Below are 25,496 nucleotides of genomic sequence, written 5' to 3' on the forward strand. Positions count from 1 at the left end.
ACAAATCGCCATGAGTGTCGTCCAACTCAAAACTTCCACCATCCACACAACATGACAATATTCGCCAGCACCCTCTCGACATTTCCAGACACTTCTGTATAATAGGAATGTATCAAATTACATAACAAACACGAAAAAGGTGCCTTGAGCAATCGAGGTTAAAAGGGAAGCCGGTTCCAATCCGGCGCGGTCCCGCCACTGTACGTGCTAGCTTATCTGCCAAAGCCCCCGGAAAAACTTTCGGGAAGGCGCGCAATGAGCGTCAAAGCACAAGCCAGGAGACCTGCCTATTTTCGGTAATCACCCGAGATCTACGAGGATAGACATGGTGAAATTTGGCGAAGTCCGCCTCATTTCCAATGCGCTCATCCTCCATATACACAATGGGGGATTTTTGTTTGGACAAAATAGGGGGAAAACAAATCATGAAAAAAATGTGGCAACTGTGGCTTACAGCCGTACTTGCTGTCCTGCTTCTAACCGCTTGTGGTGGAGCAGACGACAACAAAGACAAAGGAACAGATAACAACGCAGCAACAACTGAGCAGTCCGACAAAGATAACGGATCCGATTCAGAAGCAAGTGAAGATGCCGACGCCGCTACCTTCCCAATGACAATAAAAGATGCTACTGGCGTAGAAATCACACTTGAAAAAGCACCAGAAACAATCATTTCTACACTTCCAAGCAACACGGAAATTCTCTTTGCACTTGGACTCGACGACGAAATCGTTGCAGTCGATGATTATTCAGATTTCCCGGAAGACGCAACACAAAAAGAAAAAATCGGTGACATGAACCTCAATATCGAAAAAATCATCTCTATGAATCCAGAAATGGTATTCGGACACGAAATGTCACTTCCTGGTTCTGAAGCTGGTTACCAACAAATCCGTGATGCTGGAATTCCCGTGTACATCGTGAAAAATGCGATGAACTTCGACGAAACGTACAGCACAATCGAAGCAATTGGCGAAGCAACTGGCAAATCAGAAGAAGCGACAAAAGTCGTTGAAGACATGAAGGCGAAAGTCGAGGAAGTCGTTGCGAAAACTGCCGACATCGAAACTCCTAAACGTGTCATTGTAGAAACATCTGACGTACCTGAAATCTACGTACCTGGTAAAAATACATTCATGCAAGAAATCCTCGACAAGATTGGCGCTGAAAACGTCGTGACAGAAGAAGGATGGATCATGATTAGCCCTGAAGAAATCGTTAAACAAAATCCGGACGTCATGGTCATCATGCATGACTACACACCTGACGTTATCAACAGCGTCAAAAAGCGTGACGGCTTCGCTGACATTACAGCTGTCAAAGAAGACCAAGTTGTACAAGTCGACTCAAACTTAACTAGCCGAACAGGTCCACGTCTTGCTGAAGGACTTGAAGAAGTCGCAAAAGCAGTCTATCCTGAGGCATTTAAGTGAGAAAACCACTGATCGCCTACATCGTTTCAGCTGCCGTCCTATTGACGGCAGTTGGTCTTGGTGTATCTATCGGATCTGTCCATGTGCCGATCAGCACATTATGGAACCAAGGAGCAGATACGACGGCGACCAATATTTTATGGAAAATCAGAATGCCGCGCGTCATCCTAGCTGGACTCGTCGGTGCGTCACTTGCCATTGCTGGTGCTGCATTCCAAGGGTTACTTAAAAACCCGCTTGCAGATCCATACACCCTCGGAGTGTCATCCGGCGCCTCTGTAGGTGCTGTGATGACACTCTTTTTTGGCATTAGCATTCCATTCCTTGGTCTCTACACACTCCCTGTTTTCAGTATGGTGGGTGCCGCAATTACGATGTTTGTCGTTCTCGGCTTCGCCAAACTCGTCGATCGCGGTCTCAACATGGAAACCATCATTTTAACTGGGATCATTTTCGGCTCATTCCTCGGCTCCGTACTATCACTAATGATTGCGCTTACAGGTGAAGAGTTGCGTCAAATCATTAGCTGGCTACTCGGCAGTGTTTCGATGAAAGGCTGGAATTACATCAACATGATTCTCCCGTTCACCATCATTGGTTCGTTTCTTCTATGGATGAACCGCAGAGAGCTAAACGCGATGCTATTCGGGGAAGACCGGGCGAAGCACTTAGGCGTGGACGTCAAACGACGAAAACTCGTCATCTTAATCGGGGGCTCGATCCTAACGGGTGCAGCAGTATCCGTTTCAGGCACAATCGGTTTCGTAGGACTCGTCGTACCCCATATGACACGCCTACTTTGGGGATCTGACCATCGTCATCTACTCACACTATCGTTCATGAATGGGGCAACGTTACTCATCATTTGTGACCTCATTGCCCGTACGATTATTTCGCCGACAGAACTACCCGTTGGCGTCATCACCGCATTCATCGGCGCGCCGGTATTTGCATTTATCTTTTATCGACAACGGAAAGGGGGGACTGCGTGATGTTGCACATACAAGGGTTAACTGGTGGATATGGCAAAGAACTAATCGTAAAAAACGTGTCATTCGACGTACAACCTGGGGAAATACTTGGCATTCTCGGACCAAACGGAAGTGGGAAATCGACACTTCTCAAAATGATTTCAGGCATCCTACCGAAACAAGCAGGAACCGTTAAAATCGCGGACAGAGATGCAGATAGTTACTCACCTAAAGAATTTGCACGCAACGTTGCAGTACTTCCACAAATGCACGCACATGCATTTTCGCATACTGTCAAGGCAACTGTTGAACTCGGGCGCTACCCGTACCAAACGGGGCTGTTCTCCTCGTGGACAGCTGAAGACGAAGAAGCTGTAACCCATGCAATGGAACGTACAGGTGTTACACGCTATGAAAACACTCTGATCGAATCGTTATCAGGAGGAGAACAGCAGCGAGTCTTTGTCGCGCAAGCTTTAGCTCAGCAAGCTCCACTTCTGTTGTTGGATGAACCCACGAACCATCTGGACATCGCCTACCAACAACAATTGCTCGACACTGTCCGAAGTCTCGCAGTAGACGAAGGGAAAACCGTAGTTTCCGTCTTCCATGATGTCAACTTAGCAGCGCTCTATTGCGACCGATTACTCCTCATGGAAAACGGAGAAATCGCAAAAATCGGCTCGCCGCAAGACGTTGTGCGGGAACCAATCATTCATTCCGTCTACAAAGCGGCTGTTAAAACACAAGCCCATCCGGAATTACCAAAACCACAAATGACGTTGTTACCATCCATGAATGGAAGTGTAGAAGTGCCTCTCGTTGTGGATGAAACCCAGTTCGCCGTCACAGCAGATAGCGTGCAATTTCACGCACCACAATCACTCAAAACGGTTTCGTCCGCGGTACATAATCCAGGAACTGGATGGTACACAACGTTCGTCAATCGCCATGTCGATGCAAATTATGATTGCGATGACGTGAAAAAGGAAATGGAAGACTATCTTGAAAAGCGGGGTCATCACCTAACGGATACAGTCGGCATGATGACTGCTGTCCAAACACTACACGCTGAAATTGCTAGCTTTGCAGATGAAGGCATCTCAATCGTCATCGCTGTCACAGCAGGCGTCGGAAATGCAGTTGACGTCTCAAAAGCACGAGAAAGGGAAGCGCGTGTCGGCACCATTAACACTTGGATTATCGTCAACGGTCGGCTTTCCGATGAGGCATTCATCCAAGCGATGATCACCGCAACCGAAGCGAAAACACGTGCGCTTCAGACGGAAAATGTGCTTGATCCGCTAACGGGAACTCAAGCAACTGGGACGTCGACGGATAGTTTACTCGTTGCGGCAACACAAATAGGACAAGAACTCCCTTATGCAGGACCCATCACACCACTCGGTAAATTGATCGGGACTGGGGTCTATGAATGCACAATCCGGGCCATCCAGACTTACAAGGAGGCGAAGGGATGGAAGGGCTGATTTTAGCGCATCTACTCGCCGTCACACTCGGATTCTATCTAGACCAGCTCATCGGTGATCCCCCAAACTGGCCACACCCTGTTCGTTGGCTCGGAACGTATGTCACGAAACTCACAAACTTGCTGAACAAAGGGAGCAAACGCACTGCAAAAGGAGCTGTGCTACTAGTTCTTGTCGTATTGCCGACATTCTTACTGTTTGCAATCTTGACAGTCGCAGCTTATTGGTGGCATCCAGCAGTCGGTGTTGCAACAGAAAGTATATTCATCGCAATCGGGCTCGCCCAAAAAAGTTTGCGCACCGCAGCGCTCGACGTATCAATGCCCCTTGAAGAAGGCGACATGAAAGAAGCGCGCAAAAAGTTGTCGTGGATCGTAGGAAGAGATACGCATGAATTGAACGAATCCGAAGTCACGCGAGGCGTCGTAGAAACGGTCTCAGAAAACATCTCGGATGGCGTCACAGCACCCCTTTTCTTCGCTTTCATTCTCGGAGCTCCAGGGTTGTGGTTGTACAAAGCAGTGAATACATTGGACTCGATGGTCGGTTACAAAGATAACCGCTATCGCGAATTCGGAACGGCATCTGCACGTGCCGACGACGTCCTGAACTACATTCCAGCGAGAATAACAGGCTTTCTCATTGTCATTCTTTCGCCGAATAAAGGAGGCATACCACTTCGCGAGCGATTCGAAGGCTGGCGAACGGATGCAAAGAAGCACCCGAGTCCGAACAGTGGCTATTTGGAAGCGGCTACCGCATGGCAACTTGGCGTCCAACTTGGTGGTACAAATATATATAAAGGTATCGCATCTCGCCGACCAAAGTTTGGTCCGAACTTGCAGAAACTCACTGCCATCCATATCAATCAAACACTCGTCCAACTAAATCGCGCAGCATACGGCGTTTGGGCGCTTGGCATCATCATCGGAGGGATTATCTATGCCATTGCCTAACCATGGAGCGAACCCGCACAAGCTATACGAAACACTGAATCTCAAGCAGCCGTTGGAAGTGCTCGATTTTAGCGAAAACTGTAATCCCGCAGGCCCACCTGAAGCGATTCAAACAGGCTGGAACGAGCTTCTTCCAAAGATTTCTCGCTATCCGGATCCGAACGGTGAACCGTTCCGCTCAGCAGTCGCAGAGTTTCACGGGATCGGGGATGAGCAACTTGTTCTCGGCAATGGAGCTGCAGAAATTCTCTCACTCGTCGCCAATCGATACCGGGGAAAACGAGCTATCCTAGTCCATCCAACATTCTCCGAATACGAAGCAACATTAACCGCAGCGGGTGCGAGCATTACACATGTCCAAGCGAGCGAAGAAAACGGGTTCGCGTTACCAATTGAAGAACTTATAATCGCAATGGATATAGCGGACGTCCTATACATATGCACGCCGAACAATCCGACAGGCGTTTTGCCGAACCGAACGGAATTAGACTCGCTCATTCAACATGCGGCTACGGTTTCCTGCGACGTCATTTTGGACGAAGCATTCATTGATTGGGTGGATGAAAACTTGTCATTCATTCCGGAAGTCAAGAATTACTCGAATCTGATTGTCGTCCGCTCGATGACGAAATTGTACGCCATTCCAGGAATCCGGCTTGGGTATGCGGTCGCACATCCTGATCGTATTGACGCTATCAAACGAAGTGCACCTCATTGGAACATCAACGCGATTGCGGCACAGCTCGGGACGATTTGTCTACAGCAAGCAGACTACCGCGAGCGTGCGATCCTGCAAGCAACTGAAGAACGCTTGAAGATGACCAACTTTTTAACAGCACACGGTTGCAAAGTCATCGACTCTGTCACGAATTTCATCCTATTCAAGCCCCCTGTACATATAGCGGCACAAGATGTTTTCAATAGTCTGCTCACACAAGGCATCGTGGTTCGCCATACCGAAAACTTCAAAGGACTTGGTGGACGTTGGCTCCGTATTGGCATGAAATCCGCTAGCGACATGGAGACCTTGCGTAATACACTAGTACCTCTTTTGGATGAAAAACAGGGCACGCTGACGTTCATTTGTGGAGGGGTACGAAGCGGAAAAAGTGCTTACGCCGAACAGCTTGTTCGAACGGAAGCAAAACAGACAGATGGCCGGCTCGTATACATCGCTTCCGGCACCGCAACTGACGATGAAATGGCAATGCGGATTGCACGTCATCGGGCAGATCGAGCTGATGATGGCTGGACAACGATTGAGCAGCCAACTCATCTTGAGCAAGTGTTACCTAACTTACAACCGGACGACCATGTACTCTGGGACTGCGTAACGACGTGGCTAGGAAACGAAGCATTTGCAGGCTGGGAAACCGGAACGCCCTGTATTTTGAAGCCGGAGTGTATGAATCAGAAGATTACTACGTTGCTAGATACAATCGAGCGTATCCAAAACCGCACGAACCAACTCGTCATCGTTTCAAACGAAGTGTTCGATGAAGCACTAAAGACAGAGGAAATCACACGTATGTATACACATACACTTGGTACATTGCACCAAGCAATCGTTGCGAAAGCGGATGCCGCGATTGAAATGGATAGTGGTTTGCCGATTGTTCATAAACAAAGGGGGGCGCAGTTATGAAAGGAATCATGGTCATGGGAACCGCTTCAGACGTTGGGAAAAGCCTGGTTTGCACAGCACTATGCCGATTGCTTGCGAACGAAGGCATACGTGTTGCGCCGTTTAAGTCCCAGAATTTATCCCCTTATACTGAGCGCGCAATAAACGGAATACCAATCAGCAGGGCGCAATTTATCCAAGCAGAAGCTGCTCGCACAGAACCAACAGCCGACATGAACCCGATCATCTTACAGCCTGGAGCAGACGGAACTCTGACAGGGACGTTCTGTGGTGAACGCCTTAAACCCGTTAGTGGCATGGCCTATCGGGATGTGTATTTCAAGCAGGCGATTCAGGCGATTGGACGTTCACTCGATTCTTTAAATGACTCGTTCGAAGCGATTGTTATTGAAGGTGCGGGAAGTCCAGTGGAGATGAATTTACTCGCGCGGGACATTGTAAACATGCGGGTTGCCGAACTGGCGGATGTTTCCGTCGTTCTCGTTGCAGACATCGATCGTGGCGGTGTTTTTGCGTCAATCGTCGGTACCCTCGAATTGCTACAACGATCCGAACGAAATCGTGTGAAGGCGATAATTATTAATAAATTCAAAGGTGATCCCGAGGGATTCCAAGAGGGTGTTGAATTTATCGAATCCTACACAGGGATTCCGGTATTGGGAGTACTGCCATACAAACCCGATCACGGAATTGCTGAAGAAGATACCCCGAGACCTAAAACACTAGCACCGAGTGGGATAGATCATTATGATGCATGGTCTGAACACGTCCGTCAGCATATCGACTGGTCATTACTGAAAGGGATTATCGGAGTGGAAGAGGCGTGTCGATGAATGGAATTCTACTAGCACTTCAGTTTTTCACAAGCATTCCGATCCGAAAAGAACTGCCGATGGAACGGCGTCATATCACGGCGATGTATGGTGCGTTGCCGTTTGTAGGTGCATTGATTGGCCTTGTAATGACTGCGATTATTCTTCTAAGTGACTGGCTTGGATTCGGGTCACTTCTCGCTAGCGTTCTAGCGCTAGTTGTTGGAATTGCTCTCACGGGTGGATTGCATTTGGATGGCGTTGCAGATACGAGTGATGCTTACTTTTCTTATCGTGATCAAAAACGCCGTCATGAAATTTTGGGTGACCCCCGAATTGGCGCATTCGGTACGCTTGGGTTAATCGTATTCATCTTCTTAAAGTTCGCGTTACTGCAGGAATTAATTGCAACGAGCCAAGCAAGTGTTTACGTCCTCGTTGCAGTTCCATTTTTCGCACGAAGCGCAATGGTCATCTACTTTGTCTCCACCAAACCTGCAAAAGAAAGCGGCATGGCACATTTTTTTCTTGAAAAACTGAACCGCGGTCCGCTCATTAGTTGGACAATTGTGTGCATGGTGGCAGGGTTAATTGCCATAGGAATTGTTTTGGAGACCACCATTCTGCCGGTGGTTATTGCGAGTGTAATCGGTCTTTCACTCTTGCTGTATCGATCGTGGACCGTTCGTAATTTTGGAGGCGTCACAGGTGATTTAAGCGGTGCGTTCATTGAAGGAATGGAGGTTGTGCTATGGATCGCAGTGTTGAGTTCATTGTAATCCGTCACTTGCCGACAGTTGGAAATGGAAAACGACAATACGTTGGGTGGACGGACGAACCGATTGTTCCTGTTGCTGTAAGGCCGTTCGATATCGAGCATGTCGCAGTTTACGGAAGTGATTTATTGCGGACGAAACAAACGGCGGCATTGCTGTTTCCGAACGCGAACTATTTTGAAGATGCCCGGTTCCGAGAATGTAATTTTGGTGAATTTGAAGGAAAAACGTATGCACAGCTTGAAAAGAATGATCATTACCGAAGTTGGGTGGAGAATCCGACGACGATTGCACCTCCTGGAGGAGAATCGTTGAGACAAGTAGAAATGCGAGTACTTGAGGCGTTTCAACAATTGCCTTCAGGTGCGCAACTCATTACGCACGGCGGCCCAATCCGGCTGTTACTAACACGATTTGCTCCACAACAACGTGAATTCTGGTCATGGTCCGTCCCGCATGGTGCAATCTACAGGTTTCACTGGGATTCAGAGGAACAGTGGAAGGAGGGACAGCGATGCACATCGTTATCGGTGGATCGGCTAACGGAAAACGGAAATTTGTCCGGGAAATGATGTCTGCAGAAGCTAGATGGTTTGGGGATGAAACGCCTCTTGAATTGACGCTGTTGAACGAGCTACCTGACCATCAACCGGCTGTAATATGCAACGTCGAAGAGTGGATGGCTACTCAACTTGACGATGAAGAAAAAGCCATTCATGATTTACTCAACACCATACTAGGAAAAAACGTAACACTCATCATTACGGACATTGGCAGAGGAATTGTACCGATGGATGCGCATGAACGAGCACTTCGCGATGCATGCGGCAGGTTGAATCAGCATTTAATGAAAGTGGCAGAGGGAGTCACACGAATTTGGTATGGCATCCCACAAAAACTGAAATAAAGGGGAGACTTTTCATGAAAATTTATACGAAAACTGGGGACAAAGGTCAAACGAGTTTAATCGGAGGACGAGTGGACAAAGATAGCTTGCGCGTCGAAGCCTATGGCACAATCGACGAACTGAATTCATTCATCGGAAAAGCGATGGCGGAACTGGATTTAGAAACGTGTCGAGATATTTTTGACGACCTCGAAGCGGTTCAGAACGAGTTGTTCGACGGTGGAGGAGATCTCGCGAATGTCATGAAAGAACGCCACTACAAACTATCGGATGAGCCAATCGAAGTGCTCGAACAACGCATTGACGAACTGATGGAAGAGGCACCGCCACTCGAGAAATTCATCCTACCAGGAGGCACACACGCAGCTGCGTCACTTCATATCTGTAGAACAGTCACTCGCCGCGCAGAACGGATTACTGTGACACTTATGAAGAATGAGGAAGACGTACCAGGCACAGTCCAACGTTATTTGAACCGTCTATCGGACTACTTATTCGTTGCAGCGCGTATCGTCAACAAGCGAGCAAACGTTTCGGATAATGAATACGTCCGCAGTGCAAAAGTATTCCGTACAGGCGCTAAAGACAAAAAGGATAATGCAAGCGAATGACCGCATACCGGAATGCGATTCAGCTCGGTGACTGGATTGTCACAACAGATAATTCTGGAGGCATCGGTGAGAAAACGGATGACCTCGTTGCTGTTCCAGACCGGATCACCGCGCGTTTCGCAACCCGCGTCGCCCTACTCGAACAGTGGGCGGCGGGTGCGGAACCAGAGGCGGTGTTGCTTCATAATTTCAGTGGAGACGCGAGTTGGGACCGGTATTGTGATGGGATTCGTGACGTGTTCGATGAAATTGGTGTAGTGGCGCCGCCAATCAGTGGTAGCAGTGAAACGAATATGTCGCTTCGTCAATCCGCTGTTGCGATAACGTTGATGGGCAAACAGACTTGCGAATCTAATGTTTTAGACGGAATCTGGTATACATATGGAACGCCCCTAGTAGGTGAAGAGGTCCTCACAAGGGAATCTGAAATCGCTTCACTTGCCAAACTCGAAAAAGCGCGTCGTAATGGACTCATCCAACGAATTTGGCCAGTTGGTTCGAACGGGATTTTGGCGGAATGGCAAGTGGTTACGGGAGACACGACTTGCGAGATGGCCAATCCACTCGACGTAACTTGTTCAGCCGGCCCCTCAACGGTTGTTCTTCTGCAAATCGATCCATCCCAACTTGCAGAAGCTAACCATATCTTGGGTACATCGCTACGTGCTTTGGCATGATATCTAGAGTGCTCAATCCGTTGGGTGCTCTTGCATTAATGCGTTCCCTAGCAGAATTCATTGCCATCAAACTTCAGTTCAAGAGATTGATTGGTAGCGCTTCGCTTGTTTAGTGCGGGTTTGTGCTCCCGTGTTCGTTCAAATATTGGGTTGCGCTCAAGATATAGAAGAATGTGCTCATAAATCCCGAATAGTGATCATAAACTCTAGAAAGTGCTCATAAAACTTCAAAAGTGATCATAAACACAAGATAGTGATCATAAACCCTGCAAAGTGATCATAAACTCCAAAAAATGCTCATAAATCTCGAAAAGTGCTCATAATCTTCAACTCCCACGAACGATACTCAGTGCAATCCACTCACGAATCCCCAAACAAATGATTACTTCATCAGAATTCACCAGCATTTCAAAATTTTCATTGACTGAATGCTCATTCATATCTTAAACTAGTAAATAACGCATCGACAAATTGCCTCAATTCGTCTAGACTAGTAAGAACATTCACTACATACAAAAAAGGGGAGGACAACATGACACCTTTATTAATCGCCAATTGGGTTTTATTCCTAGGCATCGTCGCATATGGGCTGGCGCTGTTTACATATTTAATCAAAACACGCACGCAATTCATCCGACTCGGGCAAAAAGAAGACTTTGACAATAATGTACAAAAACGCTTGAAAGAAGTTTGGGTGAACGTATTCGGACAAAAGAAACTAATGAAAGATAAAAAGAGTGGCTCAATCCACGTTATGTTTTTCTATGGATTCCTACTCGTTCAATTCGGAGCGATCGACCTCATTTGGAAAGGATTGAAACCGGATTCACACTTACCATTTGGACCGGTCTATCCATTCTTCACATTCTTCCAGGAGATTGTTGTTGCGGTCATCCTCGTAGCCGTTGTTTGGGCATTCTACCGTCGTTACATGGAAAAACTAACACGCTTGAAGCGTGGCTGGAAGTCAGGGCTTGTCCTCATCTTTATCGGATCCCTTATGATTTCTACACTCGTTGCAAACGGTATGAACATGATCTGGCATGGCCACGCAACGACGTGGACAGAACCTATGGCGTCAGGAATTGCAACCGTTTTCAGTTTCCTATCGCCAACGGCTGCAGCAGCGATTTTCTTCGTCGCATGGTGGATTCACTTGCTGACATTGCTCACATTCCTCGTGTACGTGCCGCAATCGAAGCACGCACACTTGATCGCAGGACCAGTCAATACGTACATGATGCGTTTCGACCGTCGTGGAAAACTTGCGCCAATTGATTTTGAAGCGCTTGAAGAAATAGAAGATGAAGATGAAATGCCAACACTTGGCGTCGGCAAAATCACGGACTTCACACAACTTCAAATGATCGACTTGTATGCGTGCGTAGAATGTGGTCGCTGTACGAATATGTGTCCAGCCACAGGAACAGGGAAAATGCTGTCACCGATGGATTTGATCACAAAACTACGCGACAACTTGACGAACACAGGTGCATTGACAACGAAACAAAAACCTTGGGTGCCAAGTTTCATGTTTGGTCACACAAAAGGGAACCAGATCGCACTTGCAGCTGGTCTCGAAGGCGCAACAATGGACGACATTTACAATCCATCTTTGATTGGCGATGTCATCACTGAAGAAGAAATTTGGGCATGTACGACGTGCCGTAACTGTGAAGACCAATGTCCAGTTATGAACGAGCACGTTGATAAAATCATAGACCTTCGCCGTTACCTCGTAATGACGGAAGGTAAAATGGATGCGGATGCACAGCGCGCGATGACCAACATCGAACGCCAAGGTAATCCGTGGGGACTGAACCGTAAAGAGAAAGAGAACTGGCGTGATGCACGTCCGGATCTTAAGATTCCAACGGTGAAAGAACTGAAAAAAGCAGACGAATCATTCGAATACTTGCTATGGGTCGGCTCAATGGGTGCATTCGACAACCGTTCACAAAAAATCGCGTTGTCATTCGCTCACTTGTTGAACGAAGCAGGGGTTTCATTCGCAATTCTTGGCAATAAAGAAAAGAACTCCGGTGACACACCGCGTCGTCTCGGAAACGAATTCCTATTCCAAGAACTTGCTACTGCAAACATCGCTGAATTCGAAAAAGCGGAAGTGAAAAAGATTGTTACAATCGATCCGCACGCATTCAACATTTTTAAAAATGAGTATCCAGACTTTGGCTTCACTGCTGAAGTTTATCACCATACTGAGCTGCTCCATGAACTCGTCCAACAAGGCCGATTGAAGCCGCAACACGCAATCGAAGAAACGATCACGTTCCACGATTCGTGTTACCTCGGTCGTTACAACGACGTTTACGATGCACCACGTGAAATTTTGAAATCCATTCCAGGTGTTAACTTGGTTGAGATGAAGCGAAACCGTCAAGACGGCATGTGCTGTGGCGCCGGTGGAGGTCTCATGTGGATGGAAGAAGACGCAGGTCACCGCATCAACGTCGCTCGAACGGAGCAAGCGATGGAAGTGACACCAGGAATCATTTCTTCTGGGTGTCCGTATTGCTTAACGATGTTGTCTGACGGAACGAAAGCGATTGAAGTGGAAGAAACTGTCGGAACGTATGACATTGCAGAGCTTCTCGAACGCTCTGTATTCGGTGAAGGTATTGCAGACGGATCAGAGACTGAACTGGAACCTGTTTTACAATAATAAAGTTTGCAAGACTGACAGATTTGTCCTACAATTAAGACAGTCGAACAGAACAGAATTATAAAACAAATCAAACCGAGGGGGAGCACCAGTGCTTCCCCTTTCTAATGGAGCCTTATCGAGCGAGCGTTCAGTCGCTCCTTGCAACTCGGAATGTAAACGCTATCAAAAACTGGAGGATGATGAAAATGGTTAAAACAGTATTGATTGACGGCGCACGAACTGCTTTTGGAAAAATGGGTGGCGCACTACAAACCCTCACTGCAAGTGATTTAGGTGGAGCGGCGATTAAATCCGCTCTGGAACGCTCGGGAGTCGAAGTAACTGATGTAGACGAAGTGATTTTTGGAACTGTTTTACAAGCAGGACAAGGACAGATTCCATCAAGACAAGCGGCGACAAAAGCTGGACTTCCGTGGAAAGTGAAAACAGAAACGATTAACAAAGTTTGTGCATCCGGCATGCGCAGTGTGACGCTCGGCGATCAGCTTATCAGACTTGGAGACGAAGAAGTTATCGTTGCAGGCGGCATGGAGTCAATGTCAAATGCACCATATTACTTGCCTAAAGGTCGTTTCGGATTACGCATGGGCGATGCGACACTCGTCGATGGAATGATTTACGACGGACTTTCCGATTCGTTCTCTCCAGGGAATGTACACATGGGCACGTTCGGAAACTCAACAGCAGAAGCGTTCAACGTGACACGTGAACGCCAAGATGAGTGGGCGCTACGTAGTCATCAACGTGCCGTAACTGCTATGGAAAAAGGAATTTTTGCGGATGAAATCACACCCGTTGAAATTCCGCAACGTAAAGGCGATCCAATCGTTGTCGACACAGACGAAGCACCGCGTAAAGACACGTCACTCGAAGTGCTTGCGAAACTTCGCCCGGCTTTTGGTAAAGACGGATCTGTCACTGCAGGGAACGCACCTGGTGTGAATGACGGCGCATGTGCACTCGTATTGATGAGTGACGAGCGAGCAGAGCGCGAAGGCAAAAACGTTCTCGCAACGGTGATTGGTCACGCAGAAGTGGCAGTCGAGCCGGAAAACTTCCCACAAACCCCAGGACTGGTCATCAATGAAATCCTAGAGAAAACAGGGAAATCGATTGAAGAAATTGACCTATTTGAAATCAATGAAGCATTCGCTGTCGTTGCACTCGCGAGTTCAGATATTGCGAAACTCGCTCCAGAAAAAGTGAACGTCAATGGCGGCGCAGTCGCACTCGGTCACCCAATCGGCGCTAGCGGTGCCCGAATCATTTTGACACTTGCCTACGAACTCAAACGCCGTGGTGGCGGAATCGGAGTGGCAGCAATTTGCTCTGGCGGAGGCCAAGGCGACGCGATTATGATTGAAGTTCCTAAACAATAAATAGCAAGGCGAGCAAACCTGTCGCGCGGGAAGTTTATGAGCGGAATTCGAAGATTATGATCACATTTCAGGTTTTATGAGCAGTTTTGTGGTTTTATGATCACATTTCGAGATTTATGAGCGTTATTGCAGATTAATGATCAGATTCTAGCGTTTATGAGCGGAATCCGAGATTTATGATCACAATCTCCGAGAGTGGCAAAGTATGGCTTCAATGAAGGAGCCAAATGTCTTCTCCTCTCTACAGAAAATGCTTTGCAAAGCGAAGCACACCAATTAATCTTGGTTTTGATTGGTTAAGAGCACTTGGCGCGACAGGATGGATTAGTGATCAATTGAATTCCGCCGCATGCGGAGGTTCATGAGCAAAATCCGAGATTTATGAGCAGAATCGAGAGTTTATGAGCATTTCGAGGATGCCAGATTAACAAAATTTAATCTGAACCTGGAAAAGCTCGCACTACCAATAAACACGAAACTGAAAGGATGAATAGACATGAACATTCAAAACGTAATGGTAATCGGCGCTGGACAAATGGGCGGCGGCATCGCGCAAGTTTGCGCGCAAGCAGGATTCAATGTGACACTCAATGATGTCAAAGAAGAATCATATGCAAAAGGCATCAAAGTTATCGAGAAAAATCTAGCTCGCAATGTTGAAAAACAACGAATGACAGAAGATGAAAAACAAGCTGTCCTTGGTCGCATCACGAAATCACTGGATATCAATGATGCACAAAACGTCGATATTGTCATCGAAGCGGCAGTAGAAAACATGGACATCAAAAAATCGATTTTCAAACAACTGGACGAAATTGCGCCGCCTCATACGATTCTTGCGACGAACACATCATCATTGCCCATCACAGAAATCGCAGCGGCAACGAAGCGTCCGGAACACGTCATCGGCATGCATTATATGAACCCGGTACCGGTGATGAAGCTTGTCGAAATCATTCGCGGTTTATCCACATCAGACGAAGTGTACCAAGCGGTGGAGGACATGACGAACAAACTTGGTAAAGTACCTGTAGAAGTGAACGACTATCCGGGATTCGTTGCAAACCGTGTCCTTATGCCGATGATCAATGAAGCGATTTTTACACTCCAAGAAGGTGTCGCAACGAAAGAAGCGATCGACGAAGTGATGAAACTCGGGATGAACCATCCAATGGGACCACTTCAACTCGCAGATTTCATCGGACTCGACACATGCCTGTACATTATGGAAACGCTGCAAGAGGGCTATGGCGATCCGAAATATCGCCCATGTGCATTGCTTCGTAAATATGTAAACGCTGGATGGCTTGGCAAAAAATCAGGGCGGGGCTTCTACTCGTACTCATAAAAGGGGACTAACTTATGGATTTCCATTTCACCGAAGAACAACAGATGATGCGCAAACTGGTAAAGGATTTTGCCAAAGCGGAAATCGAACCATTTATACCAAATTTGGAGGCGGATGAATTCCCGACAGAAATCCTCAAAAAGATGGGCGAACTCGGGCTCATGGGGATTACCGTTCCTGAAGAGTACGGTGGTGCTGGGATGGATTTCGTCTCGTACATTAGTGCAATCCACGAACTTTCGAAAGTGCACGCAACTGTCGGAGTCATTCTTTCTGTACATACATCCGTAGGTACCAACCCGATTCTTTACTTCGGGACAGAAGAACAAAAAGAACGATACTTGAAAAGAATGGCAGCTGGCGAATTACTCGGCGCATTCTGTCTGACAGAACCTGCATCGGGCTCGGACGCAGGCTCCCTTAAAACACGCGCTGTGAAAAAGGATGGCGGTTACGTCCTAAACGGCTCGAAAGTGTTTATCACAAATGGCGGGGAAGCGGACGTTTACATTGTCTTCGCCGCAACGGATCCATCCAAAGGATCATATGGCATTTCGGCGTTCATCGTAGATGGTGATACTCCTGGTTTAATTATCGGGAAAAATGAAGACAAAATGGGCATGCACGGCTCTCGTACCGTCCAGCTCACATTCGAAGATATGCTTGTACCTGAAGCAAATTTGCTGGGTGAGGAAAATGCAGGCTTCAAAATCGCCATGGCAAACCTCGATGTCGGACGAATCGGCATCGCGGCACAAGCACTTGGCATCGCAGAAGCCGCACTTGAAGCTGCTACTGACTATGCAAAAGAACGTGTCCAATTCGGCAAACCAATCGCTGCAAATCAAGGAATCGGCTTCAAAATTGCCGACATGGCAACCGCTACAGAAGCCGCGCGCTTACTCGTTTACCGAGCAGCTCAACTTCGTGCTGAAGGCAAATCATGCGCACAAGAAGCATCCATGGCTAAACTATTCGCCTCGCAAACGGCGATGGACAACGCAATCGAAGCTGTCCAAGTATTCGGTGGCTATGGCTACACGAAAGACTATCCCGTCGAGCGCTATTTCCGCGACGCCAAAGTCACTCAAATCTACGAAGGTACGAGCGAAATCCAACGCATCGTAATTTCCAAGCACCTAACGAAGTAACCAGTAATTTAGGAGAGCCGAAGTAGCAATCAAACCTGTCAGGCTATCCCCTTCAAATAAAAAAATGTGAACAAGCAAGCCATGAATCCGCTCAAGCAAGAGGAAAAGTGATCAAGCGAGTCATGAATCCGCTCAAGCAAGCGGAAAGTGATCAAGCGAGTCACGAATCCGCTCAAGCAAGAGGGAAAATGATCAAGCGAGCCGCGAATCCGCTCAAGCAAGAGGAAAAGTGATCAAGCGAGCCGCAAATCCGCTCAAGCAAGAGGAAAAGTGATCAAGCGAGTCATGAATCCGCTCAAGCAAGCGGAAAGTGATCAAGCGAGCCACGAATCCGCTTAAGCAAGAGGAAAAGTGATCAAGCGAGTCATAAATCCGCTCAAGCAAGAGGAAAAGTGATCAAGCAAGCGTCGAATCCGCTCAAGCAAGCAACGAATCCAATAGAAAAGAGGAACTCACCATGAACTTTACACTTTCTGAAGAACACGAAATGATCCGCAAAATGGTCCGCGACTTTGCAGAGAACGAGGTCGCACCGACAGCAGCTGAACGTGACGAAGAAGAACGCTTCGACATGGATTTATTCAAAAAAATGGCGGAACTCGGACTCACTGGAATTCCTTGGCCTGAAGAATACGGTGGCATCGGTAGCGACTACCTCGCATACGTTATCGCAGTCGAAGAATTGTCACGCGTTTGTGCGTCAACTGGCGTCACACTTTCTGCGCACACATCGCTCGCTGGATGGCCGGTGTTCAAATACGGAACGGAAGAACAGAAGCAGAAGTATCTCCGTCCTATGGCAGAAGGCTCAAAAATCGGTGCTTATGGACTGACAGAACCTCAATCAGGGTCAGACGCGGGCGGCATGAAAACAACCGCGAAACTCGACGGTGACGACTACGTCCTGAATGGCTCGAAAATCTTCATCACAAACGGTGGCATCGCTGACATTTACATCGTCTTCGCAGTTACGGACGCAGACTCGAAGCACAAAGGGACGACTGCCTTCATCGTTGAAGCAGATTATCCAGGATTCTCTGTTGGGAAAAAAGAGAAAAAGCTCGGCATCCGTTCATCTCCAACAACAGAAATTATTTTTGACAACTGCCGTGTGCCAAAAGAAAACATGCTCGGTGAAGAAGGTCAAGGCTTCATCATCGCGATGAAAACCCTCGATGGCGGACGGAACGGAATTGCTGCACAAGCAGTCGGAATCGCTCAAGGTGCGGTAGACGCTGCGGTGGGTTACGCAAAAGAGCGTGTACAATTCGGTAAGCCGATTGCTGCGAACCAAGGGATTGGTTTCAAACTTGCAGACATGGCGACGGCGACAGAAGCGTCTCGTCTATTGACATACCAAGCTGCATGGCTCGAGTCCAACAACCTTCCATACGGAAAAGCATCCGCAATGGCGAAACTCATGGCGGGCGACACGGCGATGAAGGTCACTACTGAAGCGGTTCAAGTCTATGGTGGATATGGATATACGAAAGACTATCCAGTCGAGCGCTTTATGCGCGATGCTAAAATCACGCAAATCTATGAAGGCACGCAAGAAGTGCAACGCCTCGTCATCTCCCGTATGCTGACGAAGTAAGAAGGGGGTCAGATGATGGAACTGAAACACCAAGTAAAGTCGTCTGTAAAAGATGGCGATTTAATCGAAAAACGGCGAGAACAGATTATCCAAGGTGCTGTCCGGTTGTTCAAACAAAAAGGATTTCACCGCTCCACAACACGTGAAATTGCAAAGGAAGCAGGATTCAGCATCGGTACGCTCTACGAGTACATTCGTACGAAAGAAGACGTGCTGTACCTCGTCTGTGACACGATTTACAACGAAGTGCAGCTCCGTCTTTCGGGAATCGCGGACGAAGAAGCGACGATTGGCGGGCTCACCCGTGCAATCGACGTCTATTACAGGCTCATCGATGATTTGTCTGATGAATTCGTCGTCATGTATCAAGAATCGAAATCGCTGCCGAAAAATGCACTCGAATATGTGCTGGAAAAAGAACGTGGAATGACAGGGTTATTCGAAACACTACTTCGTGCATGCGCAGATGCTGGGGAGCTACGCATCACGGAAAACAGCATCGGACTTGCGGCACACCACATCGTTATCCAAGGGCAAATGTGGGCATTCCGCAGATGGGAATTGAAACAGATGTATACATTAGATGGCTATATTGAATTTCAAACCGACCAGTTACTGAACGGATTAGTGAAACCTGCTAGCAATTAATGATTGGGGAAATGGAAAACAAAGCAAAAGGGGTGCACGAATATGGCAACAGCTGAAACGCAACAAGAGATTTACAAACCGACACATCACGTGCGATTTGTAACAGCATCGAGTCTATTTGACGGTCACGATGCGAGCATTAATATCATGCGACGCATTTTACAATCGACAGGTGCAGAAGTTATTCACCTCGGACACAACCGATCTGTGGAAGAAGTCGTGAACGCGGCAATCCAGGAAGACGTCCAAGGAATCGCGATTTCATCGTACCAAGGTGGGCATGTCGAGTACTTCAAATACATGTACGACTTGTTGAAGGAACGCGGTGCGGGTCATATTAAAATCTATGGCGGCGGGGGCGGCGTCATTATCCCGAAAGAAATTAAAGAGCTACACCAATACGGCATCGCATGGATCTTCTCTCCTGAAGACGGTCGCAAACTCGGCCTTCAAGGGATGATCAATCGCATGGTCGAAGAGTGCGATTACGCAACGGAAGTGAAGGACGAAATGGCTTATTTGGAGCAAGTCGAAACAACAAAGCCCGAGTTGCTTGCGAACCTCATAACGTATGCCGAAGAGCACTATGCAGATCAAGACGAGAAAGCTTTGACTCTACTGAATCGCGCGCGTGAACTAACTAAAGGTACGCCGGTTCTCGGGATAACGGGGACAGGGGGAGCCGGAAAAAGTTCTCTAACGGATGAATTAATCCGCAGATTCCTTCATGAGCTACCGGATCGGAAAGTAGCGATTCTGTCCATCGACCCGACGAAACAGAAAACGGGTGGAGCGCTTCTAGGCGACCGGATCCGGATGAATGCCATCTTCAATAAGCGCGTCTTCATGCGCAGTCTTGCAACACGTGGCTCTCGCACGGAACTTTCTGGTGCGTTGAAAGACGTGCTTGATATCGTCAAGGTAGCGGGCTATGACTTGATCATCGTGGAAACGAGCGGTATCGGGCAAGGGGACGCAGAAATCGACGAAGTCTCTGACGTTTCGATGTACGTAATGACGAGCGAATTCGGAGCACCTTCACAACTTGAGAAGATCGACATGATCGATTTTGCAGACTTGATCGCTATTAACAAATTTGAACGAAAAGGCTCAGAAGATGCATTGAGCCAAGTTCAGAAACAGTACCAACGTAGCCGCCTTTTATTTGATAAATCGTTGGAAACAATGCCTGTCTACGGTACAATCGCGAGCCAGTTCAATGATAAAGGGACAAATACTTTATTCGCTGCAATCGTTGATACGCTGAATAAAAAATGTGGAAGCGACTGGACGACGTCTTACACCGAATTCGTGAAAACACAGAAACAAAACGTCATCATTCCGAACGACCGCCTGCAATACTTACGTGAAATCGCAACGACGGTCCGTGGCTACCATAAACACGCAGAACAGCAAGCCCATCTTGCAACGAGGATGTATCAGCTCGAAGGAGCGCTCGCAGAAGTGCGCGAAAAGTCACCTGAAGATGCACTCGTGAAATCACTTGAGAAGCTCCATGACAACGTCCGCAACGAGATGACTGCTGAATCTAGACGCATTCTGGATAACTGGAACACGTTGAAAGAATCGTATGCACAAGACGAATTCGTCACGAAAATCCGGGATAAAGAACTCCGGACAGCGCTGACGACAACGAGTTTATCCGGATTGAAAATCCCTAAAGTGGCGTTGCCGAAGTTCAAAGACTACGGCGAAATTATTCGTTGGGTTTACAAAGAAAACGTACCGGGCTCATATCCGTATACAGCAGGCGTATTCCCTTTCAAACGAGAAGGGGAAGATCCGAAACGTCAGTTCGCGGGAGAAGGAACACCGGAACGTACCAATCGCCGGTTCCATTACTTGTCGAAAGACGACGATGCAAAACGTCTATCTACAGCATTCGACTCGGTAACACTTTACGGAGAAGATCCTGACGAACGCCCGGATATTTACGGGAAAGTAGGAGAATCTGGCGTTAACATTTGTACACTTGAGGATATGAAAAAGCTCTACGCTGGATTTGATCTATGTGCGCCATCGACTTCCGTTTCGATGACCATCAACGGTCCTGCACCGATTATCCTAGCGATGTTCATGAATACTGCGATCGATCAGCAAGTGAAGAAACAGGAAGAAGAACTTGGCCGCAATTTATCTGTGGATGAATTCACGGAAGTTCGGGAAGCAACGCTGAAAGTCGTTCGTGGAACGGTGCAAGCCGACATTCTAAAAGAAGATCAAGGGCAAAATACATGTATCTTCTCGACAGAATTTGCTCTTCGAATGATGGGGGATATTCAGCAGTATTTCATTAACAAAAAAGTACGTAATTATTACTCTGTGTCCATTTCGGGCTATCATATTGCAGAAGCTGGGGCAAATCCGATTTCACAACTTGCATTTACACTTGCAAACGGCTTCACGTATGTCGAATATTATTTGAGCCGTGGGATGAACATCGATGACTTCGCACCGAACTTATCGTTCTTCTTCTCGAACGGTCTCGATCCGGAGTACACGGTCATCGGTCGCGTTGCACGTCGCATCTGGGCAATTGCAATGCGTGAGAAATACGGTGCTAACGACCGTAGCCAAAAGCTGAAATATCACGTCCAGACGTCAGGTCGTTCACTGCACGCGCAGGAAATCGATTTCAATGATATTCGTACGACATTGCAAGCACTCATGGCATTGCAAGATAACTGTAACTCTCTTCACACAAATGCGTATGACGAAGCAATCACGACACCTACGGAAGAATCCGTTCGTCGCGCTATGGCAATCCAGATGATTATTACAAAAGAGCACGGTCTTTCGAAGAACGAAAACCCGCTCCAAGGGTCATTCATTGCAGAAGAACTGACGGACCTTGTCGAAGAAGCAGTCCTTCAAGAATTCGACAAACTCAACGACCGTGGCGGCGTCCTGGGCTCAATGGAAACGCAGTACCAACGAGGCAAAATTCAAGAAGAATCCATGTTGTACGAGATGAAGAAACACTCAGGAGAACTCCCAATCATCGGCGTCAACACCTACTTGAACCCGAACCCGCCATCTGAAGAAGACATCGACAGCATGGAACTCGCACGCGCAACGCAAGAAGAAAAAGAAACACAAATCAAAAACCTGCGCACGTTCCAATCCGCTCACAGCAGCGAAGCAGAACAAGCACTCGCAGACCTAAAACAACTCGCCATTTCAGGCGGCAACATCTTCGAGGCACTTATGGACACCGTAAAAGTCGCAAGCCTCGGCCAAATCACCAACGCCCTATACGAAGTAGGCGGCCAATACCGTCGTAATATGTAACATGCGTACTAAAAAAGAGCGGGGGAAATCCCCTCGCTCTATTTAGTGCGTTTTCGTGTGTAATTTGCGGAATTGGAATTAGCAGCGTTTTCTATTATCCATCCACTTAACGTGGAGGATGCTCGCTATATATGTTTTCTATGTTTATCTATAGCTTATAAGAGGTCCCACTCTCCTCAACACTTCCAGAGAATATCCTATATATCCAGAATATCCGTTGATCGAAACGAAAGAAGGCGACTCCTGCGGATCAGCGAAAATCGAAGACCCCGCAAGGAGCGAAGCGAACTGAGGAGACTGAGATTGAGCCCGCGGAAAGCGTCCGTCTGAAGTGCAGATCAACACAGTCCTACTAGCCCACCCGAATTTATTCACAAACAAAATGAATTTCAGTGGATTTTAAACCCAAAACCCGAGTATACTATAAAGAATGGCCGAAAAGGGGTGCGGAAGTTGAAGATGGCACTTCATCTTGTTATCATAATCATTCTAATCGTACTAACCTATCTCCTCTACGGAGAAGGATTTGGTGCAGTTCCCTTCCTGCTCGCGGCCGTATATTTACTCGTGATCAGCTGGAAAGAATTCAAGCGTTTCCGTACGAATAGAAAAACCCTGTAACAAAGCACCAGTCGAATACATGAAAAAAGCTTCAGAAAGGGCGTGCATCTCATGGACTATAAAAACATGACAAAAGAACAACTACAAGAGGAATCAATGATCGATATTACATTTGCAATTTTTGAAGATCGTCGCGAACCTATTACATTTCAAAAACTAATGGATGAAATCCGTAGTCTTACAGGCGTCAGCAAAAAAGAAATGGAAGAGCGTCTTCCCCAATTCTACACAGACATCAACATCGACGGTCGTTTCATGGCTATGAACGACGGCGGATGGGCCCTTCGTGAATGGTACCCAGTCGATCAGATTGAAGAAGAAACTGCACCAGTCGTTAAAACTCGTAAGAAAAAGAAAAAAGCTTCAGATGACGACGATGAGTTGGAAGACTTGGATGAGTTGGACGAGGATGAAATCTTCGAAGAAGACTATGAAGAACTCGGCGATGAAAAAGACGTGGATGACGAGGATGATGACGTAGATGCCGACGAAGACGAAGTCGAAGATCCCGCCGAAGGTCTTGAAATCATTCCTGATGAGGACATCGAATTAGATGAAGAAGATGATGAGGAAGAAGAGGACGAGGAAGAAGAATTATAATCAATCCTTGACTTCTAAAGTCATCCGCTATACAATCTAATTGGGCTCCTTTTTAAAGGACAAACGAACGGATGTTTAAGCGCTCCTTCTGCAGAGAATACTGCAGCAGGGGCGTTTTTTCGTTATTGCACCATATGAAAATTAGCTTTTCCCGACTACTACACACATTGGAGGAATCATTCATGACGAAATATATATTCATTACAGGCGGTGTCGTTTCCTCACTCGGAAAAGGCATAAATGCAGCATCACTAGGTAGACTTCTTAAAAATCGTGGCTTGCAAGTGACGATGCAAAAATTCGATCCATATATTAACATCGATCCCACTATGATGAGCCCGCTTCAGCACGGCGAAGTGTTTGTCACACAAGACGGAGCAGAAACGGATCTCGATATCGGTCACTATGAGCGTTTTATCGACATCGATTTAAACCAATATTCTAATATCACGATGGGGAAAGTGTATTCACTTGTTCTTCAAAAAGAGCGTAATGGCGAGTATAACGGAGCGACTGTTCAAGTTATTCCACATATTACGAACGAAATTAAAACACTCATCAAGCGCGCAGGACAAGAAATGCATGCAGACGTCGTCATTACAGAAATCGGTGGTAGCGTCGGTGACTTCGAATCATTACCGTATCTTGAAGCAATCCGTCAAATGAAAACGGACCTAGGCAAAAACGATGTCATGTACATCCACAATACACTCGTTCCTTATTTGAAAGCGGCGGGAGAAATGAAAACAAAGCCTACACAGCACAGTGTGAAAGAGCTACGTAGCCTGGGTATCCAGCCGAATATGATCGTGTTGCGAAGTGAATATCCAATCCCACAGGAAATGAAAGATAAAATTTCGTTGTTCTGTAACATTAAGCCAGAAGAAGTCATCGAAGCGAGAGATGCAGAAACATTATACGAAGTGCCACTTCGTTTGCATGAACAAAAGATGGACGATATCGTTGTCGATTACCTTGGTTTAGATGTGAAGCAACCTGAAATGGACGAAGTGAAAAAACTCGTCAGTCTCGTGAAAAATCTCTCGAAAACGGTTCGCGTTGCACTCGTTGGAAAATACGTGGAATTGCAAGATGCGTACATTTCACTCGTAGAAGCGATGTACCATGCAGGGTATGCATTTGATGCAGACATTGACATTAAATGGATTAATTCTGAAGAGGTCACTGCCGAAAACGTAGCAGAATTGCTAGCAGACGTCGACGGCTTGCTTGTACCAGCTGGTTTCGGAGAGCGCGGAGTAGATGGAATGATCCATGCGATTGCTTATGCACGTAAAAATGATCTTCCGTTCCTCGGAACAGGTCTTGGCATGCAACTCTCAGCAGTTGAATATGCACGTGACGTGATGGGTCTTGGACATGCACATTCCGTAGAGTTCGATGCGCATACGAAGGATCCGATCTTCTTGTTGCATCCGGACTACCGCAACGGACGAGAAGACGAAAGCACATTGCGACTAGGAAGCTATCCATGTGAAGTGAAAAAAGGTTCAAAAGCATATGAAGCGTATGGCAAGGACCTCGTTGAAGAGCGTCATCGTCATCGTTACGAATTCAACACCGCTTATCAAAAGCAGTTTGAAGACGCAGGTATGGTCATTTCAGGAATCAGCCCGGACGAACGCCTCGTAGAAATTATCGAAGTACCAAGTCATCCGTTCTTCATTGGATGCCAGTTCCACCCAGAGTTCGTATCACGTCCAACAGCTCCACAACCGCTTATCAAGAGCTTCGTGGAAGCTGCACTTGCTCATCAAAAGTAATGAAAACCAAACCCCCTATTCCGCGTGATGCAGAATAGGGGATTTTTTCATGAATTAAAATCAGGAAGGGACGAATCTGCTCAAGCGAATAG

Annotated in this window: 21 protein-coding genes and 1 riboswitch; all 21 genes read left to right on the plus strand. The window is 47.1% G+C overall.

Going from position 1 to position 25,496, the window contains the following annotated elements:
- The first annotated feature begins 120 nt into the window (after positions 1 to 120).
- A riboswitch (cobalamin riboswitch) is annotated at positions 121 to 306 on the plus strand.
- Positions 307 to 425: 119 nt separating this feature from the next.
- The 21 genes from RL70_RS16585 (at position 426) to RL70_RS16680 (ending at position 25,404) form a co-directional block, all read left to right on the plus strand.
- Positions 426 to 1,433, plus strand: a complete 1,008-nt coding sequence (locus RL70_RS16585) for an ABC transporter substrate-binding protein (RefSeq protein ID WP_039044523.1) — start codon at positions 426 to 428, stop codon at positions 1,431 to 1,433.
- Between the two features lie 11 nt (positions 1,434 to 1,444).
- Entirely contained in the window at positions 1,445 to 2,425 is a 981-nt protein-coding gene (locus RL70_RS16590; RefSeq protein WP_369795257.1) for a FecCD family ABC transporter permease, read from the plus strand.
- Positions 2,425 to 3,894 (plus strand): adenosylcobinamide amidohydrolase, encoded by a 1,470-nt coding sequence (locus tag RL70_RS16595; RefSeq protein WP_039044509.1) that lies wholly within the window; start codon positions 2,425 to 2,427, stop codon positions 3,892 to 3,894. The genes RL70_RS16590 and RL70_RS16595 overlap by 1 nt, the downstream gene beginning before the upstream one ends.
- A complete protein-coding gene (gene cbiB / locus RL70_RS16600) occupies positions 3,882 to 4,850 on the plus strand; it encodes an adenosylcobinamide-phosphate synthase CbiB (RefSeq protein WP_231567294.1) in 969 nt (322 codons plus the stop codon). Before RL70_RS16595 ends, cbiB begins: the two co-directional genes overlap by 13 nt.
- Positions 4,837 to 6,495, plus strand: a complete 1,659-nt coding sequence (locus RL70_RS18080; RefSeq protein WP_197054137.1) for a bifunctional adenosylcobinamide kinase/adenosylcobinamide-phosphate guanylyltransferase — start codon at positions 4,837 to 4,839, stop codon at positions 6,493 to 6,495. The genes cbiB and RL70_RS18080 overlap by 14 nt, the downstream gene beginning before the upstream one ends.
- Positions 6,492 to 7,328 (plus strand): cobyric acid synthase, encoded by an 837-nt coding sequence (locus RL70_RS16610; protein ID WP_052246019.1) that lies wholly within the window; start codon positions 6,492 to 6,494, stop codon positions 7,326 to 7,328. The genes RL70_RS18080 and RL70_RS16610 overlap by 4 nt, the downstream gene beginning before the upstream one ends.
- Positions 7,325 to 8,086, plus strand: coding sequence for an adenosylcobinamide-GDP ribazoletransferase (gene cobS / locus RL70_RS16615; RefSeq protein ID WP_039044510.1), 762 nt, complete (start codon positions 7,325 to 7,327; stop codon positions 8,084 to 8,086). Before RL70_RS16610 ends, cobS begins: the two co-directional genes overlap by 4 nt.
- Positions 8,059 to 8,655 carry a histidine phosphatase family protein gene (locus RL70_RS17685; protein WP_039044511.1) on the plus strand — a complete coding sequence of 199 codons (597 nt, stop codon included), beginning with the start codon at positions 8,059 to 8,061 and terminating at the stop codon, positions 8,653 to 8,655. Before cobS ends, RL70_RS17685 begins: the two co-directional genes overlap by 28 nt.
- A complete protein-coding gene (locus RL70_RS16625; protein WP_039044527.1) occupies positions 8,598 to 8,990 on the plus strand; it encodes a bifunctional adenosylcobinamide kinase/adenosylcobinamide-phosphate guanylyltransferase in 393 nt (130 codons plus the stop codon). The genes RL70_RS17685 and RL70_RS16625 overlap by 58 nt, the downstream gene beginning before the upstream one ends.
- 14 nt (positions 8,991 to 9,004) lie before the next feature.
- Positions 9,005 to 9,601, plus strand: a complete 597-nt coding sequence (locus RL70_RS16630; protein WP_039044512.1) for a cob(I)yrinic acid a,c-diamide adenosyltransferase — start codon at positions 9,005 to 9,007, stop codon at positions 9,599 to 9,601.
- Complete coding sequence (locus tag RL70_RS16635; RefSeq protein ID WP_052246020.1) at positions 9,598 to 10,278, plus strand: hypothetical protein; 681 nt, start codon at positions 9,598 to 9,600, stop codon at positions 10,276 to 10,278. The genes RL70_RS16630 and RL70_RS16635 overlap by 4 nt, the downstream gene beginning before the upstream one ends.
- 532 nt (positions 10,279 to 10,810) lie before the next feature.
- Positions 10,811 to 12,961, plus strand: a complete 2,151-nt coding sequence (locus RL70_RS16640) for a heterodisulfide reductase-related iron-sulfur binding cluster (protein ID WP_039044513.1) — start codon at positions 10,811 to 10,813, stop codon at positions 12,959 to 12,961.
- A gap of 188 nt (positions 12,962 to 13,149) precedes the next feature.
- A complete protein-coding gene (locus RL70_RS16645; protein ID WP_039044514.1) occupies positions 13,150 to 14,343 on the plus strand; it encodes an acetyl-CoA C-acetyltransferase in 1,194 nt (397 codons plus the stop codon).
- A gap of 496 nt (positions 14,344 to 14,839) precedes the next feature.
- A complete protein-coding gene (locus tag RL70_RS16650) occupies positions 14,840 to 15,691 on the plus strand; it encodes a 3-hydroxybutyryl-CoA dehydrogenase (protein ID WP_039044515.1) in 852 nt (283 codons plus the stop codon).
- 14 nt (positions 15,692 to 15,705) lie between these two features.
- Positions 15,706 to 16,842: an acyl-CoA dehydrogenase gene (locus tag RL70_RS16655; protein WP_039044516.1), complete on the plus strand. Its 1,137-nt coding sequence runs from the start codon at positions 15,706 to 15,708 to the stop codon at positions 16,840 to 16,842.
- A gap of 457 nt (positions 16,843 to 17,299) precedes the next feature.
- Positions 17,300 to 18,439 (plus strand): acyl-CoA dehydrogenase, encoded by a 1,140-nt coding sequence (locus RL70_RS16660; protein ID WP_039044517.1) that lies wholly within the window; start codon positions 17,300 to 17,302, stop codon positions 18,437 to 18,439.
- Between the two features lie 15 nt (positions 18,440 to 18,454).
- The gene (locus tag RL70_RS16665; protein WP_039044518.1) at positions 18,455 to 19,087 is read left to right on the plus strand and encodes a TetR/AcrR family transcriptional regulator; all 633 of its coding nucleotides are present in this window, start codon (positions 18,455 to 18,457) and stop codon (positions 19,085 to 19,087) included.
- A 42-nt stretch (positions 19,088 to 19,129) separates the two neighbouring features.
- Entirely contained in the window at positions 19,130 to 22,399 is a 3,270-nt protein-coding gene (gene icmF, locus RL70_RS16670) for a fused isobutyryl-CoA mutase/GTPase IcmF (protein ID WP_039044519.1), read from the plus strand.
- A gap of 453 nt (positions 22,400 to 22,852) precedes the next feature.
- Complete coding sequence (locus RL70_RS17970; RefSeq protein WP_156138003.1) at positions 22,853 to 23,020, plus strand: hypothetical protein; 168 nt, start codon at positions 22,853 to 22,855, stop codon at positions 23,018 to 23,020.
- A gap of 51 nt (positions 23,021 to 23,071) precedes the next feature.
- Entirely contained in the window at positions 23,072 to 23,620 is a 549-nt protein-coding gene (gene rpoE, locus RL70_RS16675) for a DNA-directed RNA polymerase subunit delta (RefSeq protein ID WP_052246021.1), read from the plus strand.
- A gap of 182 nt (positions 23,621 to 23,802) precedes the next feature.
- A complete protein-coding gene (locus RL70_RS16680; RefSeq protein ID WP_039044521.1) occupies positions 23,803 to 25,404 on the plus strand; it encodes a CTP synthase in 1,602 nt (533 codons plus the stop codon).
- Positions 25,405 to 25,496: the final 92 nt, after the last annotated feature.

The sequence above is a fragment of the Sporosarcina sp. ZBG7A genome (assembly GCF_000813425.1).
Taxonomy (GTDB): Bacteria; Bacillota; Bacilli; order Bacillales_A; family Planococcaceae; genus Sporosarcina.

Bases quoted from the DNA above. Each gene is read 5' to 3' on its own strand.
- RL70_RS16660 (WP_039044517.1), top strand. From the start codon at position 17,300: ATGAACTTTACACTTTCTGAAGAACACGAAATGATCCGCAAAATGGTC.
- RL70_RS16625 (WP_039044527.1), top strand. From the start codon at position 8,598: ATGCACATCGTTATCGGTGGATCGGCTAACGGAAAACGGAAATTTGTC.
- cobS (WP_039044510.1), top strand. From the start codon at position 7,325: ATGAATGGAATTCTACTAGCACTTCAGTTTTTCACAAGCATTCCGATC.
- RL70_RS16610 (WP_052246019.1), top strand. From the start codon at position 6,492: ATGAAAGGAATCATGGTCATGGGAACCGCTTCAGACGTTGGGAAAAGC.
- RL70_RS18080 (WP_197054137.1), top strand. From the start codon at position 4,837: ATGCCATTGCCTAACCATGGAGCGAACCCGCACAAGCTATACGAAACA.
- RL70_RS17685 (WP_039044511.1), top strand. From the start codon at position 8,059: ATGGATCGCAGTGTTGAGTTCATTGTAATCCGTCACTTGCCGACAGTT.
- cbiB (WP_231567294.1), top strand. From the start codon at position 3,882: ATGGAAGGGCTGATTTTAGCGCATCTACTCGCCGTCACACTCGGATTC.
- RL70_RS16640 (WP_039044513.1), top strand. From the start codon at position 10,811: ATGACACCTTTATTAATCGCCAATTGGGTTTTATTCCTAGGCATCGTC.
- RL70_RS16655 (WP_039044516.1), top strand. From the start codon at position 15,706: ATGGATTTCCATTTCACCGAAGAACAACAGATGATGCGCAAACTGGTA.
- RL70_RS16680 (WP_039044521.1), top strand. From the start codon at position 23,803: ATGACGAAATATATATTCATTACAGGCGGTGTCGTTTCCTCACTCGGA.
- RL70_RS16650 (WP_039044515.1), top strand. From the start codon at position 14,840: ATGAACATTCAAAACGTAATGGTAATCGGCGCTGGACAAATGGGCGGC.
- RL70_RS16635 (WP_052246020.1), top strand. From the start codon at position 9,598: ATGACCGCATACCGGAATGCGATTCAGCTCGGTGACTGGATTGTCACA.
- RL70_RS16645 (WP_039044514.1), top strand. From the start codon at position 13,150: ATGGTTAAAACAGTATTGATTGACGGCGCACGAACTGCTTTTGGAAAA.
- rpoE (WP_052246021.1), top strand. From the start codon at position 23,072: ATGGACTATAAAAACATGACAAAAGAACAACTACAAGAGGAATCAATG.
- RL70_RS16585 (WP_039044523.1), top strand. From the start codon at position 426: ATGAAAAAAATGTGGCAACTGTGGCTTACAGCCGTACTTGCTGTCCTG.
- icmF (WP_039044519.1), top strand. From the start codon at position 19,130: ATGGCAACAGCTGAAACGCAACAAGAGATTTACAAACCGACACATCAC.
- RL70_RS16595 (WP_039044509.1), top strand. From the start codon at position 2,425: ATGTTGCACATACAAGGGTTAACTGGTGGATATGGCAAAGAACTAATC.
- RL70_RS16630 (WP_039044512.1), top strand. From the start codon at position 9,005: ATGAAAATTTATACGAAAACTGGGGACAAAGGTCAAACGAGTTTAATC.
- RL70_RS16665 (WP_039044518.1), top strand. From the start codon at position 18,455: ATGGAACTGAAACACCAAGTAAAGTCGTCTGTAAAAGATGGCGATTTA.